Source organism: Shimia abyssi (assembly GCF_003014475.1).
In the GTDB taxonomy this organism is placed as follows: Bacteria; Pseudomonadota; Alphaproteobacteria; order Rhodobacterales; family Rhodobacteraceae; genus Shimia; species Shimia abyssi.
Window position 1 is genome coordinate 1 of record NZ_PYGJ01000014.1, and the last position, 14,315, is coordinate 14,315.

Below are 14,315 nucleotides of genomic sequence, written 5' to 3' on the forward strand. Positions count from 1 at the left end.
GGTGGGCAGTCTCAGCGTTTTGAGGTGATGGGCCAGGAGCAGTTCCGGAGCGCTCGTCATGCTCGACCTCCGCCCAGCAGGCTCATGTAGGATGCCCCTCGCTCATCAAAGCAAACACAGGAGATGAGCGATGATGGATTTTGTAACGAATGTCTTAAAGATTTTTGGAATCGTGTTTCTGCGGTTTCGTCCGGTGCCTCGGATCTGGAATGTTTGGTTAGTGGGGGTCAACCTGATGTGCCTGTACTTCATCGGGCATCTTGAGGCGCAGGTGGTTCTGGGCACGACGCTTTTGTCGGTCGTCGTTCAGGCGATGATATATGGCCAGTTCGGCTTCACGCGGGTCCTGGGTATCGGCCACTTGCTTTGGATTCCAATGTTCGCCTGGTTAGCGACGCGCTGGGATAGCATAGCCGCACACCCCGACTTGTTTGTTTGGATCGCTGTGCTGGCCGTTACCAACACTGTGTCGTTCGTAATCGACATCGCCGATGTGACACGCTTCGTTAATGGCGAGCGCACACCCCATTACAGCTGGGCTCGCGACTCCGCTGCCTGACCCCGCACGCTGTAGCCGCGTTCTCAGAATTCCAGCGGCCCGTTTAACTTAGGAGATGTCCATTGTCTGAATTAGTACACGCTTCCCGCTTCGGGTCATCCGGCACGCCGGTTTCGCCGATCGTCGAGTTCTGGAACAACACTCTCGCCCCCAAGTTCCTGACCTATCGCCACATCCTCGAGGGCGGCCTATCGCGCCACGGCGACCAGGTTTTTCCGCTCATTGATATCCGAAAGGGCGAACGGTTGCTCGATGTCGGCTGCGGTTTCGGTGACATGACACTAGCTCTTGCTCGGAAGGTTGGACAATGCGGACATGTGACCGGGGTCGACTGTTGCCCTGATTTCCTCAATGTTGCGCAATCGGATCTCGATGTCTCGGGCCTCGGCAATGTGACATATCACGTTGCTGATGCAGAAAGCGGGCTGCCGAAACAACGATTTGACAGCATCTTTGCTCGCTTCGGCACGATGTTTTTCGTGAATCCGGTCGCGGGTCTCCACAGCATGTGTACGGCACTCCGACCCGGAGGACGTATGACCCATATCGTCTGGCGCGATCGTTCGGAAAATCCTTGGCTTGATGCAGCAAGGTCGGTTCTTCTTGAGCATCTTCCCCAACCGGAAACAGATGCGCCCAGTTGCGGTCCGGGCCCGTTTTCAATGGCTGATCCCAAGTTGGTCTGCACGCAGATGAAAGCGGCGGGTTTCATGGATATCTCGTTCCAGAAGATTGACGCCATGGTTCTGGTCGGACGGACCATAGACGAGGCCATCGCATTTCAACTTGCACTCGGGCCTGCAGGCGAGATCTTCCGGACCGCCGGCGATGAGGCGATGCGCAAGCAGCGAGCCATCGAAGCAGACCTGCGCGATCTGTTTACTACCGCAGATCGTCACAATGACGGCATTTGGATGGAAAGTGCTTCGTGGATGATTACCGCCACGTCGCCGCAAGATCGCGATAGGGGACGTCATGACTAGCCCTTCCGAAGTATGGCCAGAAAATCTCGAGACCCATGCTGCGTTTGAAGGTGGATGTACTTGCGGCCAAGTTAGGTATCGATTGTCTTCGCGGCCTCTAATCGTGCATGGCTGCCATTGCACCCTTTGCCAAAGGCAATCAGGTGGAGCATATGCGGTCAATGCTCTCATTGAACAAGACCGCGTAGAAGTCCTTTCCGGATCGATGAGAGTTGTCCGCGTTTCCACGCCGAGTGGGGCAGGGCAGTCCATTACCCGCTGCGAGACTTGCGGTGTGGCGGTCTGGAGTAAGTATCATGCCCTGCCGAAGATCGGAAACGAGGTGCTGTTCATTCGCGTCGGGACGCTGGACGATCCCGCGACAATGCCGCCCGATGTGCATATCCACACCTCATCCAAGCAGCCTTATGTCACCCTTTCCGAACACACGCGGAGGTTTGAAGAATTCTACACCCCCCAAAGCGTCTGGTCGCAAGGAAGCATCAAGCGATATTCGGAAGTGGTCAAAACTCATGGTTTGGGATGAACACCTGTTCTGGTTGGACCGCGATGTGTTGCTTTCCAACCTCGTAGCCGATCCGGATCTTTCGATCGTTTGAAGGTCGCTGACTAGAGCTACCGGCCCTGTCCGGCAGCCGCCTAACAACAAATCTATTCCATCGCGTTTTCTTGGATTCAGCCTTTGCGGGAAGACCCACTTTCAATCACGACAAAGAAGACGCGCATTTGCAACCAAACGTCAGATGTGTCGAGTGACGTATGGGGTGTTCAACCGAAATCGATGCTCCTAGACGCTAGTTCAAAGAAGCGCAGCGCACCTCGAAACGATCAGCGACCCGATCAAGGACGGCTCTGCAATGCGCGATGTCTTCATTAGCCGTTGCCTTCATTTGATAAAGCGCCGCCATTCTTCTGGGAAACGGATACCACCTGTCCAAATCAAGGCCACACCTATCAAGGAGCATCATCGGCAGTGTCTGAACTGCAATCACTTGGTTCATATATGCCTGTGCCGCAGATGCGCCGACCCAAGCATTTCGATCTTTGCGAAACAACGCCTCTAGATCCAGTGTATAAAAACCTCTCCCCCTAAGCTCTCCCCGATATAGGAGGTGCATCAAAAAGAAACCTGCGACGCTTGTCAGAAAATGGAACGCGTCCCTCGCATTGATGGAGACAATTGTTCCATGTGGCGAAATGCAGGACATCGGTTCAGCCATTTCATCCGCCCTGAAGAAGCTACCTGTACAGTTGACGAAAATGCTACCTGGCTCGACCTCTAGTGGTTCACCATTCCGAAGTAGTATCTCGAGTCCTTCTTGCGTCCCTGCAACATCAACAAGGTAATCGCCGATAGTCTGCTGCAGTCCCGAAGCGATCCTATGATGCTCTTCTTCTGACTGCAGGCCATAGAGGAACACGCCGTTGGGACTTTGCGTATCGGTCGCGTGATGACGCCTGAAGTGATCAATGGTCTGCGTTTCATTGTCGCCGTCAAACTTTAGCGCCAAGTCGCGGAACAACCGAGAAACGGGCAGGCCAGATGTCCAACGTTTCAATCCGTTGGGAATATATTTTGTCCGATTGAGGAAATTCGTTCCACGACCGTTTATCAACGATACCTTGCGACCATCACCCTTCGCTAATACTGCCAAGACAGTGTCCATACCGGTCTTTCCACCACCAACGACATAGACTGGAGTGCTGGGATGAGACTTGAGCGTTTCAAGAAGGTCTTGTGGGATGATCGAAGCTACCGCATCAGTACTGAATGCTAGTGGTTGCGTTTCCTTGTAGTTCAATCCCGGCGCATACACTGCCTGTCGAGCTTCAATCGTCGCTTTCTGGTCGGGATGGTCGTTGCGGTGAAAGACAATTCTAGCTCGATATCCTTCCGATGTTCCGACCTCATTACTCGAGACAACCTTCGTCTCGAAACAACAGTCCAGGTTAACGAGTTTTGCAACAGATTCGAGCGAGCTGGAAAGATGGTCTCGCACCTCATCACGTCTCGCCAGATAATCCCTCGGCTTCCTCCAATCCCACCGCAAATCTCCAACAGTGAACATAGGGTGCGGCTGATGCAATCGAACGAAATCATAAGCGGTATTCCACATACCACCAGCCATCGCCTTCTCATCGAGCAAAAGAACACTAGAGCCCTTAGGTAAGTACCGGGTGGCGGCGTAAAGCGCGTTCAATCCGGCGACTCCCGCCCCAATGACCACAAGGTCGTAAACTTTGGTGACATCAACTTGGTTTTGAAAGGTATCTTTGGAAATTTGATCCAGCACTACAGCCTCCAGAACAATATGGCGCAGAATAACACAGCGTCTCGAAAACACCGAATCTGCGTCTGCCTTGTCGTTGCAATTGAATGTCTGCGTCGCGCACCCATATCCGCCAAGATCCACCACAGCGCCAACAGGTCGTTGGCAATCCCAGGTAACACTCTCTGGTGCAATCGCGGAGAAAGGCAGGTACGAGCTCTTTTTGTGCTTCGGCCCAACCTGCGGCACCGGTCAAAAGGGCCAATTCTGTTGAAAAACTCTTGCTTGATGGGGTGCCTATTCGCTGATTCAATTGCCGTATTGATTGGGGGATTTCGCGATGATGGGAACGAAGCAGGAAGCGCAAGCAGCTTTGTTTTATGAGTTCTCGTTGGAGGGTCATATCCCGCAGGATCATCTGCTGCGGTTGATCGACCGGTTCGTTGATCTGGACGACACTCGGCAGTATCTGGCCGAGTTTTACAGCCACACAGGACGTCCTTCCATCGACCCTGAACTGCTGATCCGCATGCTGTTGGTGGGCTATTGCTTCGACATCCGATCTGAGCGGCGGCTGTGTGAAGAGGTGCATTTGAACCTCGCGTATCGTTGGTTCTGCCGCCTCAAATTGTCTGACCCAGTGCCGAACCATTCGACCTTTTCCAAGAACCGACACGGGCGTTTCCGTGAGAGCGCACTGTTGCGTCATTTGTTTGAGAAGACTGTAGCGCGGTGCATTGCGGATGGCTTGGTAAGCGGGCAACGCCTTGCAGCAGACGCTAACCTGATCGAAGCAGATGCGAACAAACAGAACTCCACACCAAAGGAAGACTGGGATCACAGTGCCGTCGATCCAAACGATGCGCCGCGTGCTGTGAAGGAATATCTGGATGTTTTGGACGACGCAGCTTTTGGCGCTGCATCTGAGGTTGAACCCAAGTTCACATCACATTCTGATTCATCAAGCCAATGCCTCTCGTGACATTGCTGCGCAATGCACTGCCGGTAATAGACGGCGGCGCGCAAAGTTCCAGCATTCTTTGTGTATTCAACCAACTATTTGATCGACGCTGATCACAGCGTCATCGTGGATGTGGAAGGCACAAGATCGATCCGACAGGCAGAAGTTGTCTCTTTGCGCACCATGTTGGACCGGATCAAAGTGCAGCATGATATTGATCCTGAGAGATTGATCGCAGACAGCGCCTATGGATCAGGGCCGATGTCGGGATGGCTCGTTGATCGCGACATCAAACCCCATATTCCTGTGCTGGACAAAGCAGGGCGGACAGACGGCACATGCTCTCGCACCGACTTTGAATGGGACCCGGAGAACAATCAGTACATCTGCCCCGAAGGTGAACCGCTCAAGCAGTTCCGGCGCAACTACTCTGATCCTAACCGGGGTCCGGACGGCAAAGGTGTCGCCAAATACCGTGCATTGAAACTGACGTGCAAAGCATGTCCGTCAAAAGCTAAATGCTGCCCAAATGCCGACTTCCGCTCCATCACTCGAGAAGACTATGAAGACGCCCGCCAGATCGCTCGCGATATAGCCAAGACCAAGCAATACAAAATCTCAATGCGGCCCGAAAGAAGGTGGAAATGCTCTTCGCTCACCTCAAACGCATCCTCGGCCTGGGACGGCTCAGATTGCGTGGCCCATGTGGCGCAAATGACGAATTCCTGCTCGCCGCAACCGCCCAAAACCTCCGCAAACTCGCCAAGATCTTTCCTGCACCGCAGCAATTGCGCAAAGCCTGACAGGTAATGCGCTCACGCTCCGCCTGGATCGCTACTTTCTGCGCCAGCAACACCTTGTTTTTCACGGAATCGGCGGGCACCAGACCTTCGCTGCGCTTTGAACCAAAGTCTGCTCAGCGGACAAAGTGAGCTTTCGCTGCGGCTGTGCCAAGGTCCGCTTTGTGCCAGGCTGTTATCCATTCCCTGTTTGATGGGAATACGCATCTGCGTCAAACCATCCTCGTGAAGCCTGAACTTCCATCTCGTGGTTCAAATCCCATTCCTCCCAACCATGGATTTTGAGTGGATTGCCACTGGCTGCGTCATGCCCCGTGAAAGTCCACAGAAAGAGCGCGTGCTGCCCGGAAATGCGCACGTCATCGCAGGTGAGCGTCAGGTCTGGCACATCTCTGAAAAAACCATCTGCCATATCCTGCACCCGGTCCTGACCGGACCACGGCTCACCCCGATTGATCACGATCTCGCCGTCCTGTGCATAAAATGATGCAACGGCCTCAGCGGATTTCGAGTTCCAAGCATTTGTGTAATCCTGTGCCATTTGCGCGATTTTCATGGTGTCCATCTTAACTTCCTTTGTGACTTCTATTGTCTCAGGAATGTCGCCGAACCAATACGTTTGCGCTTGAGGAAAGCCTTGGGAAACTATTAGGATTTTCCTGTGATTGACCCAATTGTGAAAGAAGACTCGGTGCGAGCTATGCAAAAATACAAGTTTGGCGGTTTTGTTCTCGACCCAGAGCAGCACAGTCTGATGCATTCAGGAGCACCGGTTTCGATTGAACCGAAAGTGTTCGATCTTTTGTTGCTTTTGGTGAAAAACGCAGGTGAATTGATCAGCCGCGACACATTGATCGAACGCATCTGGCAAGGGCGTATCGTCTCAGACTCTGCGATCAGCGCCTGCGTTGCCGCAGCGCGACGGGCGGTCGGCGATGACGGGCAATCTCAGGCAGTTATCCGTACCGTAGCGCGGCGCGGCTTTTTATGTTGTGCCGAGGTGGAGGTTGTTGAAACCGCAGATGAAGCCCAATCCAGAGAGCTTTCGCCACGGCTCCAGTTTACGAAGAACCGCGAAGACAAATCTCTCGCCTTTACCGTGACAGGCGAAGGGCCACCGATCATCTACAAGACCTTTGGCGGAACCAGTATCGAAGCCGACTGGAATTCCCCGTTTTTCCGCCCGTTGCTCGACGCAATCCGTGCGAAAAACACGCTGGTGCGCTTCGACGAAATGGGCAGCGGCCATTCTGATCTTGAAATGAATCCCGATAGGGTCGAGGCCGTAGCCTATGATTTATTGAGTGTTGCAGATGCCATCGGGCTGGACCGGTTCAGCTTGTTCAGCCAATCGGGCTCGGCCCTTTCCGCTGTATTTCTGGCAGCGCACTATCCAGACCGGGTTCAATCCATGGTATTGAATGGTGGTTATGTTGAAGGTCGGAATGTACGGCAGAACACCACTGGCACCCCAGAAATGCTGGGCATGATATCCGAAGGGTGGGACAAGCCGGACAGTAGCTTCCTATTGGCCTATTCGTTGCTTTACTTCCCAGAAGGCCCGTTAGATTTGGCCAAGGATATCGTCGAGATTATGCACAAGTCCTGCCCGGCAGAAAACATGTTGCGCATGCGGAAATCGCATAGCGACGCGTCAGTGGCTGACTTCTTGCCCATGGTGCAATGCCCAACGTTTATCGTTCATGCCCGCAACGATTCAATCCACCCGCTTTCCCAGGCCAGAAAATTGGCCGCAGGCATCGCAGGTTCTGAACTATTGGTTCTGGATTCGGCAAATCACGTTCCCATGCCCAAAAGCCCGGATTGGAACGCATTTCTGGAGGCCACGCTGAGCTTCTTAAATGGGAATATGGATCACTTTAGATAGCCAAATACTCAGTAGCGATCAGTGCTACTTCTACCCAATCTAAGCACAGCTACTTAACAACTTCAGACATTCATCCAACGCGCGGCATCAGTTGCTTTGGGCTCATCGCAGCCATTCGCCGCGTTTGGTTTCAAGGTCTGCAATGCAGGACGAAGCACCTTTTCGCTGCAGTTGCTCCAAAGTCCGCTTCAACGTGTGAACGGCGGAGCAATACTCGTCCACGGTAGCGTCGGCGTTGTGCCGTCGCGGGCGGCGTAAAAGTCGTCCACTTTGGCCCTTTCGATATTCGGGAGGGCTTGGGGATTTTCACCGTGGAATTATATTTGAGGGTGCGCCGGGCTCATTTTCAGGATGGTCTGAGTGGTCGGCAGATTGCCCGCGATTTTGGCATCAGCCGGGATAGCGTCGCGAAGATGTTGGCCTATTCAGAGCCGCCTGGGTATCGACGGACGGCGCCGATCAAGCGGCCCAAGCTGGACCCGTAGCCCTACAGGTTAAGCCGGCGCTGCTGCATCCGATCCTAACGGATCGTCCTCAGACGCGCTGCCGGCTTAAGGCGCCCTTCGGGCGCTATCCTATGATTTGGTTTGATTAGCTGCCTGAGTGTCTGTCATTAGACAATAGGAAACAATTACCATCTCGCGATGGTGTCTGCTCGCACAATACCAGAAGTTGGTTTACCCTTAGCGTCGCACCAGGTTCCAGAATTCTGTATTAGATTTCGAAGTACTCTCGAAACATCACAAAGTCTTCGAAGTTGGGTTCATGACCAAGCGATTTTGTCACATAGTCAAAAACGCGTTTCTTGTCTTGGCGGTTGGCTGCAATCCGTTGAACATCGACCGTTCCGCTCGGCACCAGCTTTTTCCAAGCCACAGTAAGCGACTCCTCGAACGGGCACTGTTCATGTGTCTCGATATCTGCAAGCACTTCTAGTTGCTCAGGAAGGAGTTGCATCAATAGATGCCAATGAGGATTCACCCCTGATTTCTCCGGAAAGGCAATCCAGTGCATGCGTTCGTCAATCCGCTTGTGCCATTTAGGGCCGACGAGTGCATGGTTGACTCTCGCGTCCCACGCTCGAAGTTTGTCCTTCATATTGTCTTGAGACATCATTTGACTGTTGGAAGACAGCGTGACGAAGTGTGTGAAATGCATATCGACCATCCAACTGCGAGTGGCCTCTCGTTCACAGCCCTTCCAAGATACTCCGAACTGTCTGGGGGAAGTTTTCATGGGAATCATTATAGCATATGCCCGCGACGGAATTAAGTAATATCCCATTTTTTCAATTGTTTATCCTAGAACACAGGGAAGTCAGAACTAGCCATCAACAGATTTGACGAGAGCATCATCATTTTGCGTTGCTACAACAGAAACAAATTACAACGGCAGCATGTAGCCTGCGCAAAAGATTGAGATAACCGACAATTACCAATCGTAACCGGCGGGCCAAATCTACGGACATTGATACAGATGCCGCGACAGCACGGAACTGCTCACGCAAAGCGATTACTGCAATCTTGCTTGAAGTGGTGCCCGGGGGCGGAATCGAACCACCGACACGAGGATTTTCAATCCACTGCTCTACCCCTGAGCTACCCGGGCACGGGTGAACTTCTTACGTTCGGGTGCAGGCGTTCTATGTCAGGTCGGTAGGGCTGTCCAGAGGGATTCGTCAAAAATATTTAGTGTCGTAGCTGGGACTTGCTAACATCTTTTGTTAGCACATCTTCAAGGCCTTCTTGGTCATCGGAAACCACAGAATAGCCTCCTTTTAGCCATTTGCTGAGATCAACTTCGGCGCATCTCTTGGAGCAGAACGGTCGGTATTTTGGTGACACCGGCTTGGCGCAAATTGGGCAGCTCATTTCAGCAAAGTATACGTGGCTATACGTGCGTTCTTGCGTTGCAGTTCAAAATGTCCCAACGAGGTCCAGCCGACCAGGTTTGTGTCAATTGCGTCACGTCGAAACGCAGCGCGCAACGCGCTCTCAAAAACGCGACGGTCTTTCTTTGGCATGGGAGCCAAATCCAGAACGATTTGTCCCCCAAGGCCACGCACACGCAATGCGCGAGGCAGGGACTGGGCCAGAGCCATGTTGGCCTTTAACCCGGCTGCAGGGGATGTGTCACGCCCGGTGTTTACATCTACGGCAACCAGGGCGCGCGTCGGCTCGACATACATATTCGCGCCGCTACCAAGTGGTACTTCAGGCTGCAAAACGCAGTCGATTGCGTCCAAAGCACCCAATGCGTCAAGACAGCCCGGTTCGGTGTTCACTTCCGCAGCCTCTGACCAGTCGCGCCATGCCGAAACATGTGGACCGTCGCCATCAATCAGTTTTTCTGCGGCGCCTTCGGGGGCCTCCGTAACGCTGTGTGCGAGATCCAGCATTGCCTGAATATCTTCGGCAATATCCTCGGCATCCGCGTCTTCACAAGCCGAACGCAGTATCAAACCCATATTCGCCTCGCCCGCCACGTCATGGGCGATTGCCATCAATGAGTCGCGCACATCATCGTCGCGAATAGAACGGCTGATGTTGAGCCCCGGTGCACCTGGTGTGATGATGGCATATCTGCTTTTGAACAAGAGCTTTTGCGTTACCGGGATTGCTTTGCCTGGCTCTGCATAACCAGTTACTTGCACCAAAAGTGCCTGCCCTGGAGCAAGCCCTTTGACCTGTCGCAAAAAGGCAGGACCATCAGGCGTTTTTAGGAACAAGCCACCTTGCCCCTTTACCGGGCGATCTGCGATGGCGCGATAGACCGTTCCTGGGCGTGGGGCGTCAGTATCGATCAACAGGTCGTCCAATTGCCCGTCGACCATCAGCGCCGCTACTTCGCGTTCGCCGATATGGTCCAAAATGATCTGACGACCCTTCATGATCTCTCCTTAAAAAGCGGATATCCCGCCGCCTGTAACAGACCAGCAGTTTCCGAAACTGGTAGACCGACGATGCCTGTAAAGGAACCGCTGATCCATGGGATGAAGGCTCCCGCGGGGCCTTGGATGGCATAGCCGCCCGCCTTGCCTTGCCAGTCATCTGTCGCCAAATAGCTGTTAAGCTCTTCGTTCGAAAGGCGCTTCATCTTGACTGCGCTGACAACGTCACGCTCCCATACCCGATCGCCGCGCCGCACGACAACTGCGGTGATCACCTGATGGCGACGCCCTGATAATGTCATAAGGAACTCGGCCGCTTCGCCGGAATTCTTGGGTTTGCCCATGATGCGACGTCCAAGCGCCACAGTGGTGTCTGCGCATAGGACGATATCGTCTGCATCCGCCACCACAGCGCGCGCTTTTTCGCGTGCGATACGCTGGCAATAGGGGCGCGGCAGTTCGTTTTTTGTTGGGTCTTCATCGATGTCGGGTGGACGGATTTCATCCGCCACCACACCGATCTGTGCCAGCAATTCCCGGCGGCGCGGGCTACCCGAGCCAAGGATAAGTTTCATCCCGGACCTCGTTTCTGCCCGCGCAAAGTGCTTACTTGAAGCGATAGTTGATCCGACCCTTGGTCAGATCATATGGTGTCATTTCCACCTGAACTTTGTCGCCAGCCAGAACGCGGATGCGGTTCTTGCGCATCTTGCCTGCCGTGTGTGCGATGATCTCATGGCCGTTTTCCAGCTCGACCCGAAACGTCGCATTGGGCAGGAGTTCCTTCACGACACCGGGAAATTCGAGCAGTTCTTCCTTGGCCATGGTTTCTCCTTCACATAATACCCACCATATCGCGGGCTGCCCCTAAATGGGCCTATATGATCAGGTTTTCAAGGGCTATCTCAGCTCAGATGCTGATATGTGACCTGTGAATCACGAGGGGACTGATTGACCCAATCCCACCGGTTGCGAACAACCCCGTTTGCACGCACTTCGGCAATGGTTTGCGGGTCGACCTCGGCATAAACCCAGCCGGATTGGTTCAAGGTGCCTTCATTGATTACACCAGTTGGTGGAAAGCCGGTATCAGGCGGGCCAAAAATGCCACCCATACCGGTATTCATGTCTACAGCCTGGGACCAGTCCGCCGGCCCGACAAGTGATGCCATGGCGGTTACGCATTGGTTTTCCAACGCTCGCGCCATCGAACCGATTCGCACCCTCCAGTACCCGGTCAGCGTTTCGGTGCAACTTGGTGTCAGGACTATATCACAGTCTACCAGCGCATGACCTAGCAAGGGAAACTCGCAATCGTAACAGATCAGCACACCAATTTTACCCAACGCAGTGTCAAACACTTTGAGCTCGCTGCCGGGCACGACATCCCACGGGCTTGTTTCGAACCGGGTCATAATCTGTTTGTCTTGGAACCCACTATTCCCGTTTGGTGAGAATAGCCGGGCTCGGTTAACTGGACGTGTCCCGCCATCAAAAACCGGAGCAGAAGCGCCAAGAATATAGACGTCAAACTCCTTTGCGAGCTGGGAATAAAGCGAGTCTGCCTCTGGCATCCGGTCGGAAACCGCATAAAGCGACTGTTCCAGATCCCGTGCGGTTTTCTCGCCTGCCAGTGTCGCCAATTCCATCGCGCCGTATTCGGGAAACACCAATAGATCGGCACCTTGCCCGGCGGCTGTCGACACCCACTTGTGCAGCTTGTCTTCATATGCCGCCCAGCTGTCGAGGAAATCGAGCGGATAGCCCGCGGTTGCGATCTTCATCATGGGTCCCCGTTATAATTTCCGCATCCAGAATTGCAGTGGCTTTTGTGTTTCAGCTGGCTGATCAATGTCTTTCCAGCCAAATTCGGCAATAACCCCCGCCAGCGGTGCATAACCTCGTTTGCGCCAAAACGCATCAAGCGGAACATAGTTCTTTGGTCTCAGGGCATGATCTTGTGGGCGTATTACGCTGCAAAACGCCGAACGAATAAACCCCAGATCACGCCCGTGTGCTTCGCGTTTGTCAAAGAAAAGATGTCCGATCCCGCGTCCCCGATAATCTGGCAGCAGAACTGATTCTGCACAGTAAAAAACACTGTCCTGTTCGAAATCAGCCCCACCAAAGGCAGCGGCAAAATCGTCTGCATGATCAGACAGCGGCGTGCCAGTCGCCGCGCCTACCAGCGTCTTTCCGTCAAAGGCCCCCACCAAGATCGCGGCGTCACTTTCGGCATAGGTGTTCAAATAATCGAGTTCATAAGCTAGATCACCGTCATATAGATACGGAAAGGCCCGAAACACGCAGATCCTCAAACGCGCCACATCGTCAAGCGCCGCTTCCAGCGCCGCACCTGTGAGTTTGCGAACCTCCATCACGACACCTGTTTGATCCAATCCTGAAGGTTGTAATAGGTCGTCACCCGCGTGATTTTGCTGCCTTCGAGGGAAAAGAACCCGCCCGCTGGCAGCACGTATGTCTGGCCTCTGGCCTCGGGAAGCCCGGCATCCGTCTCCAGATAGGCGCCGTTCACCAAAAATTCGGCTGCCGCTCGGGTGCCGTCTTCGCTGACCATGATCACCATGTCGGTCAGTGTTTCTTTGTAGCAGCGGTTCATGTGCGTGCAGAACGCGGCAAACGCCGCCTTGCCATCACGGCGCGCACCCTCGTTGGCGTCATGCACAAAATCATCCGAAAGACAGTCTAGCATAGCGTCCAGATCACCGGCATTGAAGCCGTCATAATACGCGCGAATAGTCTCTATGCTCATGTCTTGTGTCCTGAGTTGGCCATATTGAAACATATTAGGCAACACGCCAGGCAGCAGTTGACCAGAACCGACATTTCGTTCGCGAAACCGGACGATCAGCTTGTCGAAGGTTCGCCCCAACGCGCCGTCAGCTGCCTGACAATCTCATCACGAGACCCGCGATATGCCTCCAACCGAGTATCCCGTGTTTCGCCTGACCCCGATGGATCTGTGATCGGCCAGTACTCCAGGGGCAAATGGTAATAACGGGTAAGGTCTTCGGCTTTGGCCCGGCTGGCCGGGGTCAGCGCAACAACAAGATCAAAAGACGAAAGCTGATCGCCCAATTTCTCCATTTCCTCGAAGCTGCGCGACCGATGACGCGATAGCTCAACGCCCAACTCGTCGCACACCGCAATGGCAAAGCCGTCGATTTCCAGATCGTTGCGGATGCCCGCAGATTGGACATAGACGTCTATACCGTAGAATTTCTTCATTATGCCTTCTGCCATTGGCGAACGCACAGCATTATGGTCACAGCAAAAAAGAACCGACTGAGGAAGCTCTTCAGCCACGCGTCTCAGCCTCCAAATTGCAGAACGCATATCAAGGTAAATAGCCGCCGCGCGGTATCGTTGTCCACTTCCGCCTTGCCCTCCAAGCGCTCTTGCAACACACGAGCGCCCTCATTGTGGATGCCGCGGCGCGCCATGTCGATAGTTTCGATCTGGCTTGGTGGAAGATTTTTGACCGCGTCAAAATAGCTTTCGCAGATGGCCCAGTAATCTTTGACCACTTGCCGGAACGGCGACAGGCTCAAGTGAAACTCTGCCGCCTTCTGACCGGCGTCACTGTTCAGATCAAAAACCAACCGTTTATCCCGGATCGACAGGTCCAGAGAATACGGGCCTTGAGGCACCACGCGATCATCCCGTTTGGGCAGGTCAAACGAGTTATCCTCCAACAGATCGAACATCGCAACTTTACGCTCCTGCTCGATTTCGGGCGTCGGAGGAGGCATGTTGCTGTCATCGATCGCTATGTGACTGATGTGGGACATTTCCAAAGCTCCAGCATGTGGCTAGCTATTGCCTAGCGCAGCCGCGCCTGACGGGCAATGCGTCGCGCGCGATATGCGACGCTGTGTGCTTTTCCGGTGCTTGACTTACCGGACAGTGCGTCCTCATTTTGTCTCACTCAACCAAGAGGCGC

General features: G+C 53.8%; 16 protein-coding genes, 1 tRNA gene and 2 pseudogenes. 6 read left to right on the forward strand and 13 right to left on the reverse strand.

Annotation, left to right across the window (positions count from 1 at the left end; all coding sequences use genetic code 11):
* The first annotated feature begins 130 nt into the window (after nt 1-130).
* From CLV88_RS17250 to CLV88_RS17260, 3 genes are all read left to right on the forward strand, one after another.
* Nucleotides 131-559 (forward strand): hypothetical protein, encoded by a 429-nt coding sequence (locus tag CLV88_RS17250; protein WP_106609665.1) that lies wholly within the window; start codon nt 131-133, stop codon nt 557-559.
* 62 nt (nt 560-621) lie between these two features.
* Nucleotides 622-1,542, forward strand: coding sequence for a class I SAM-dependent methyltransferase (locus tag CLV88_RS17255; RefSeq protein WP_106609666.1), 921 nt, complete (start codon nt 622-624; stop codon nt 1,540-1,542).
* Entirely contained in the window at nt 1,535-2,068 is a 534-nt protein-coding gene (locus CLV88_RS17260) for a GFA family protein (RefSeq protein WP_106609667.1), read from the forward strand. Before CLV88_RS17255 ends, CLV88_RS17260 begins: the two co-directional genes overlap by 8 nt.
* A 268-nt stretch (nt 2,069-2,336) precedes the next feature.
* On the opposite strand, the gene CLV88_RS17265 is transcribed toward CLV88_RS17260, so the two are convergent.
* Nucleotides 2,337-3,836: an FAD-dependent oxidoreductase gene (locus tag CLV88_RS17265; protein WP_165798922.1), complete on the reverse strand. Its 1,500-nt coding sequence runs from the start codon at nt 3,834-3,836 to the stop codon at nt 2,337-2,339.
* A 316-nt stretch (nt 3,837-4,152) separates the two neighbouring features.
* Between CLV88_RS17265 and CLV88_RS17270 the strand changes: the two are divergent.
* A pseudogene (locus CLV88_RS17270) lies at nt 4,153-5,576 on the forward strand (transposase).
* Nucleotides 5,577-5,748: 172 nt separating this feature from the next.
* On the opposite strand, the gene CLV88_RS17275 reads toward CLV88_RS17270, so the two are convergent.
* Nucleotides 5,749-6,138, reverse strand: a complete 390-nt coding sequence (locus CLV88_RS17275) for a nuclear transport factor 2 family protein (RefSeq protein WP_207797094.1) — start codon at nt 6,136-6,138, stop codon at nt 5,749-5,751.
* Between the two features lie 96 nt (nt 6,139-6,234).
* On the opposite strand from CLV88_RS17275, the gene CLV88_RS17280 reads away from it, so the two are divergent.
* Both CLV88_RS17280 and CLV88_RS17285 read left to right on the forward strand, forming a co-directional pair.
* Nucleotides 6,235-7,461, forward strand: a complete 1,227-nt coding sequence (locus CLV88_RS17280; RefSeq protein ID WP_106609669.1) for an alpha/beta hydrolase — start codon at nt 6,235-6,237, stop codon at nt 7,459-7,461.
* A gap of 311 nt (nt 7,462-7,772) precedes the next feature.
* Nucleotides 7,773-7,943 (forward strand): annotated as a pseudogene (locus tag CLV88_RS17285) (IS21 family transposase); the annotation flags it as partial.
* 232 nt (nt 7,944-8,175) lie between these two features.
* Here CLV88_RS17285 and CLV88_RS17290 read toward each other — a convergent pair.
* The 11 genes from CLV88_RS17290 to CLV88_RS17340 all read right to left on the reverse strand — a co-directional run bounded on the left by CLV88_RS17290 (nt 8,176) and on the right by CLV88_RS17340 (nt 14,163).
* Nucleotides 8,176-8,619: a hypothetical protein gene (locus tag CLV88_RS17290; protein ID WP_165798923.1), complete on the reverse strand. Its 444-nt coding sequence runs from the start codon at nt 8,617-8,619 to the stop codon at nt 8,176-8,178.
* 375 nt (nt 8,620-8,994) lie between these two features.
* A tRNA-Phe gene (locus tag CLV88_RS17295) sits at nt 8,995-9,069 on the reverse strand.
* An 80-nt stretch (nt 9,070-9,149) separates the two neighbouring features.
* On the reverse strand, nt 9,150-9,332 hold the full coding sequence (locus CLV88_RS17300) for a DNA gyrase inhibitor YacG (RefSeq protein ID WP_106609671.1): 183 nt from the start codon (nt 9,330-9,332) through the stop codon (nt 9,150-9,152).
* Nucleotides 9,329-10,351 (reverse strand): ribonuclease E/G, encoded by a 1,023-nt coding sequence (locus tag CLV88_RS17305; RefSeq protein ID WP_106609672.1) that lies wholly within the window; start codon nt 10,349-10,351, stop codon nt 9,329-9,331. Before CLV88_RS17305 ends, CLV88_RS17300 begins: the two co-directional genes overlap by 4 nt.
* The gene (locus CLV88_RS17310; protein WP_106609673.1) at nt 10,348-10,926 is read right to left on the reverse strand and encodes a Maf family protein; all 579 of its coding nucleotides are present in this window, start codon (nt 10,924-10,926) and stop codon (nt 10,348-10,350) included. The genes CLV88_RS17305 and CLV88_RS17310 overlap by 4 nt, the downstream gene beginning before the upstream one ends.
* 31 nt (nt 10,927-10,957) lie before the next feature.
* Entirely contained in the window at nt 10,958-11,176 is a 219-nt protein-coding gene (gene infA, locus CLV88_RS17315) for a translation initiation factor IF-1 (protein WP_007205486.1), read from the reverse strand.
* Nucleotides 11,177-11,256: 80 nt separating this feature from the next.
* Entirely contained in the window at nt 11,257-12,135 is an 879-nt protein-coding gene (locus CLV88_RS17320) for a carbon-nitrogen hydrolase family protein (protein ID WP_106609767.1), read from the reverse strand.
* Nucleotides 12,136-12,147: 12 nt separating this feature from the next.
* The gene (locus CLV88_RS17325) at nt 12,148-12,729 is read right to left on the reverse strand and encodes a GNAT family N-acetyltransferase (protein ID WP_106609674.1); all 582 of its coding nucleotides are present in this window, start codon (nt 12,727-12,729) and stop codon (nt 12,148-12,150) included.
* Nucleotides 12,729-13,124, reverse strand: coding sequence for a ketosteroid isomerase-related protein (locus CLV88_RS17330; protein ID WP_106609768.1), 396 nt, complete (start codon nt 13,122-13,124; stop codon nt 12,729-12,731). The genes CLV88_RS17325 and CLV88_RS17330 overlap by 1 nt, the downstream gene beginning before the upstream one ends.
* A 95-nt stretch (nt 13,125-13,219) precedes the next feature.
* Nucleotides 13,220-13,708 (reverse strand): arsenate-mycothiol transferase ArsC, encoded by a 489-nt coding sequence (locus tag CLV88_RS17335; protein ID WP_106609675.1) that lies wholly within the window; start codon nt 13,706-13,708, stop codon nt 13,220-13,222.
* The gene (locus CLV88_RS17340; protein WP_106609676.1) at nt 13,684-14,163 is read right to left on the reverse strand and encodes a UPF0262 family protein; all 480 of its coding nucleotides are present in this window, start codon (nt 14,161-14,163) and stop codon (nt 13,684-13,686) included. Before CLV88_RS17340 ends, CLV88_RS17335 begins: the two co-directional genes overlap by 25 nt.
* Nucleotides 14,164-14,315: the final 152 nt, after the last annotated feature.

What these genes read in the sequence shown, in the direction of transcription:
- CLV88_RS17320 (WP_106609767.1), bottom strand. Translation starts at nt 12,135, where the DNA reads ATGAAGATCGCAACCGCGGGCTATCCGCTCGATTTCCTCGACAGCTGG.
- CLV88_RS17250 (WP_106609665.1), top strand. Translation starts at nt 131, where the DNA reads ATGATGGATTTTGTAACGAATGTCTTAAAGATTTTTGGAATCGTGTTT.
- CLV88_RS17325 (WP_106609674.1), bottom strand. Translation starts at nt 12,729, where the DNA reads ATGGAGGTTCGCAAACTCACAGGTGCGGCGCTGGAAGCGGCGCTTGAC.
- CLV88_RS17275 (WP_207797094.1), bottom strand. Translation starts at nt 6,138, where the DNA reads ATGGACACCATGAAAATCGCGCAAATGGCACAGGATTACACAAATGCT.
- CLV88_RS17305 (WP_106609672.1), bottom strand. Translation starts at nt 10,351, where the DNA reads ATGAAGGGTCGTCAGATCATTTTGGACCATATCGGCGAACGCGAAGTA.
- CLV88_RS17260 (WP_106609667.1), top strand. Translation starts at nt 1,535, where the DNA reads ATGACTAGCCCTTCCGAAGTATGGCCAGAAAATCTCGAGACCCATGCT.
- CLV88_RS17310 (WP_106609673.1), bottom strand. Translation starts at nt 10,926, where the DNA reads ATGAAACTTATCCTTGGCTCGGGTAGCCCGCGCCGCCGGGAATTGCTG.
- CLV88_RS17335 (WP_106609675.1), bottom strand. Translation starts at nt 13,708, where the DNA reads ATGCGTTCTGCAATTTGGAGGCTGAGACGCGTGGCTGAAGAGCTTCCT.
- CLV88_RS17340 (WP_106609676.1), bottom strand. Translation starts at nt 14,163, where the DNA reads ATGTCCCACATCAGTCACATAGCGATCGATGACAGCAACATGCCTCCT.
- CLV88_RS17290 (WP_165798923.1), bottom strand. Translation starts at nt 8,619, where the DNA reads ATGCATTTCACACACTTCGTCACGCTGTCTTCCAACAGTCAAATGATG.
- infA (WP_007205486.1), bottom strand. Translation starts at nt 11,176, where the DNA reads ATGGCCAAGGAAGAACTGCTCGAATTTCCCGGTGTCGTGAAGGAACTC.
- CLV88_RS17330 (WP_106609768.1), bottom strand. Translation starts at nt 13,124, where the DNA reads ATGAGCATAGAGACTATTCGCGCGTATTATGACGGCTTCAATGCCGGT.
- CLV88_RS17300 (WP_106609671.1), bottom strand. Translation starts at nt 9,332, where the DNA reads ATGAGCTGCCCAATTTGCGCCAAGCCGGTGTCACCAAAATACCGACCG.